The sequence below is a fragment of the Brachyspira pilosicoli genome, assembly GCF_019402445.1.
Taxonomy (GTDB): Bacteria; Spirochaetota; Brachyspiria; order Brachyspirales; family Brachyspiraceae; genus Brachyspira; species Brachyspira pilosicoli_B.
Map to the genome: position 1 here is coordinate 1 of NZ_SRZM01000039.1, position 3,161 is coordinate 3,161.

4 protein-coding genes, 1 tRNA gene and 1 pseudogene are annotated in these 3,161 nt (G+C 27.9%); 3 read left to right on the top strand and 3 right to left on the bottom strand.

The window, feature by feature from the left end; translation table 11 throughout:
• Positions 1-548: sensor histidine kinase (locus E6A48_RS01770; protein WP_219708280.1), on the top strand; the 548-nt coding region annotated here is incomplete at its 5' end.
• Positions 549-553: 5 nt separating this feature from the next.
• Here E6A48_RS01770 and E6A48_RS01775 read toward each other — a convergent pair.
• On the bottom strand, positions 554-910 hold the full coding sequence (locus E6A48_RS01775) for a response regulator (RefSeq protein ID WP_219708281.1): 357 nt from the start codon (positions 908-910) through the stop codon (positions 554-556).
• Positions 911-946: 36 nt separating this feature from the next.
• Positions 947-1,030, bottom strand: a tRNA-Leu gene (locus E6A48_RS01780).
• Between the two features lie 217 nt (positions 1,031-1,247).
• Here E6A48_RS01780 and E6A48_RS01785 point away from each other — a divergent pair.
• The gene (locus tag E6A48_RS01785; RefSeq protein ID WP_219708282.1) at positions 1,248-2,735 is read left to right on the top strand and encodes a sodium-dependent transporter; all 1,488 of its coding nucleotides are present in this window, start codon (positions 1,248-1,250) and stop codon (positions 2,733-2,735) included.
• 16 nt (positions 2,736-2,751) lie between these two features.
• Positions 2,752-2,847, top strand: a complete 96-nt coding sequence (locus tag E6A48_RS01790; protein ID WP_014932180.1) for a MetS family NSS transporter small subunit — start codon at positions 2,752-2,754, stop codon at positions 2,845-2,847.
• Between the two features lie 58 nt (positions 2,848-2,905).
• On the opposite strand, the pseudogene E6A48_RS01795 reads toward E6A48_RS01790, so the two are convergent.
• A pseudogene (locus tag E6A48_RS01795) lies at positions 2,906-3,161 on the bottom strand (tetratricopeptide repeat protein); the annotation flags it as partial.

Below are 3,161 nucleotides of genomic sequence, written 5' to 3' on the forward strand. Positions count from 1 at the left end.
AAATAAGAAAATATGTTAATACTATTATTAAAAATTCAAATAGCATTTTATCTTTGGTAAAATCATTTTCAGAGTTTTCTTTTAATATAAAACTTTCAAATAAAAAAGAGTCTATTAATGATGTTCTTATTGAAGTTTTTGATTCTTTTAAAAATATGCAAAACATTAAGTTTCAAACATCATTTTCTAAAATAGATTGTTTTATTAATATGGATAGAGATAAGCTAATTATTGCTTTTAGAAATTTAATAAAAAATGCTATAGAAGCTATGGATAATAATAATAAAGAATCTTTAATATATTTATCTAGCTACCATGAAGTTTTGGATTGTAATGAGTTTTTTACTGTCAGCATCACTGATACTGGTAATGGTATAGAAAAAAAAGATTTGAAAAGAATCTTTGAACCATATTTTACTTCTAAAGATAAAGGTACTGGTATAGGTCTTGCTATAGTAGAAAAAATTATTAATGAACATAATGGCAGAATAGATGTTGATTCAATAATAGGTGAGGGTACTACATTTTTTATTAGATTTGAAGTGTGAAATGCTTATTTATTTAAATCTTGTACTAGTTTACTAATATTTGAATTGTTATTAATGAATTTTATATTTAATTTCTTTGCTTCTTCTTTTAAGTTTTTGTCTATATTTTCTGATATAAAGAATATTTTAAAATCTGATTCATTATTTACTTTTTTTAATTCATTGATGAATTCTATAACATTAATCCATACTAAATTCGGATTAAATATTAAAGTATCTATGTTATATTTATATATTTTGCTCATAAGTTCATATAAATTTTCTGCAGTTAATACTTTGATAGAAGAACTTTCAAGTAAGGCTTTGGTTTTATTTAGGGTAATACCATCATCATCTATTAGTATAACAGTATTTTCTTTCATACATAAATAATCCGAAGAATTAAGTATTATTATATTTACCGAGAGAGGGAATCGAACCCTCACTGAGTTGCCCCAATCAGATTTTGAGTCTGACGTGTCTACCAATTTCACCATCTCGGCTTAAAAAACACTTACATTATATTATATAATTATATAAAAATCAAGTATATTTTTATGTTTTAGGATATAGACTTGTATATTAATGTGATAAATAACACAATATATTATTTATTATATATGTTTAGGATTTAAAAAAATTCTACAATAAGTATTGCTATTTATAAGAAAATTATATATTATAATAAATTTTATATAAAAAAGATTAAAGGAGTCGATTATGAGTCATCAACACAGAGGGCAGTGGGGTACTCGTGCAGGATTTATATTAGCTGCTATAGGTTCTGCTGTTGGTTTGGGTAATATATGGCGTTTCCCATATATGGTAGCATCTAATGGCGGCGGAGCATTTATGATAGTATTCCTCATAGCTATGCTTACTGCTGGTATACCTATTATGATATTAGAGTTTTCTATTGGTCATAAAACACATAGGAGTGCACCTGGAGCTTTAAAATTCCTCAACTCAAAATGGGAATGGTTAGGTTGGCTTCAAGTATTTACTTGTTTTGCTATAGTTATTTATTATTCTGTTATTATAGCTTGGTCATTATCTTATGGATTATTTTCACTTCAAGGATTAAAATGGGGAACTGATACTGTTGCTTTCTTTACTGGTGAATATTTAAAATTAGAAAGCGGTTTTTCTCTTGGAAATTTTAATTTGGGAGTAGCTATTCCTTTAATTATAGTTTGGGTGATAATATTTGCTTCTGTTATAGGCGGGGTTAAAGATGGTATAGAAAAAGCTAATAAAATTTTTATGCCTTTGCTTGCTATACTTGTAGTAATCATACTTATTAGAGGTATTACTTTACCTGGAGCTTTAGCAGGACTTGATTATATGTTTAAGCCTGATTTTTCTAAATTGCTTAATCCTCAAGTATGGATTGCTGCTTATGGTCAAGTATTTTATAGTATGTCTGTAGCTTTTGGTATAATGATTACATATTCTAGTTATTTGCCTGATGATTCTGATATTGCCAATAATGCATTTATGACTGGTTTTGCTGATACTAGCTTTAGTTTATTTGCTGGTTTAACTGTATTTAGCATAATGGGTTATATGGCTTATTCTCAAGGTAAAGAAGTTGCTGAAGTTGCTGGAAGCGGCGGTATAGGTTTGGCTTTCATGGTATTCCCTGAGGCTATTAATGCTTTACCTGGTTTTAATGGTATATTTGGTTTAGTATTCTTCTTAGTGCTTTCTTTTGCGGGACTTACTTCTGCTATATCACTTGCTGAGGTTGTTATATCTTCTTTTATAGATAAATTCCATTTCAACAGAAAAAAAGTTGCTGTTATAGTAATATTAATACAGGGTTTAATTTCTATGGTTTATGCTACAGGAAGCGGTTTGAACATACTTGATATAGTAGATGCTTTCCTCAACAATTATAACATAGTTGTAAGCGGTCTTATAGAGATAGTATTAGTTGCTTGGGTATACAAATTGGGCGATTTCAAAGAGCTTATTAATAAAGTAAGTGAGTTTAGAGTTGGATTATGGTGGGATTTCTGTTTGAAGTTTTTAACTCCAATATTCTTAGCTATAATGTTGGCTTTAAAACTTATAAACGATTTCCAAAAACCTTATGGAAACTATCCTCAAGCTGCTTTAATAATATTAGGCTGGTCTATGCCTGTATTGGCTTTTATAGTTGGTATTATACTAGCCAAACTTAAAGACAGAACTTTAAATAGTTAATAGGAGGTATTGATATATGAGTCCAGATTCTGCAATATTTATGGCACTTAGCCTTATAGTAATATGGGGCGGCTTTATCTTTTTTGTAAGCATAGGTGCTAGAAAGAAATAATTAAAAATAATAGGGGGAGATAAAAATCCCCCTTTTTTTATTAACAAACAAAAAATTATTATCTTAGTGGTGCTTCAGATATACTTACTTTTATATCATCTAATTTATTCATTTCTGTATTTTTTATATGAAGTACCTTTCTTATATATTCTGCAACTGCTTCATTGTTTTCTACTTTAGAGCCTATTATTATTTCTTTTATATAATTATTCCTTTCATCAAAAAGAGGTATATAATCAATATAGAGTTTTTTCTTATCATTATCAATTAATATTTCATCAGATTTATAATCATTTGTTACGAGCATTCTAAGT

Bases quoted from the DNA above. Each gene is read 5' to 3' on its own strand.
- E6A48_RS01775 (WP_219708281.1), bottom strand. From the start codon at position 910: ATGAAAGAAAATACTGTTATACTAATAGATGATGATGGTATTACCCTA.
- E6A48_RS01785 (WP_219708282.1), top strand. From the start codon at position 1,248: ATGAGTCATCAACACAGAGGGCAGTGGGGTACTCGTGCAGGATTTATA.
- E6A48_RS01790 (WP_014932180.1), top strand. From the start codon at position 2,752: ATGAGTCCAGATTCTGCAATATTTATGGCACTTAGCCTTATAGTAATA.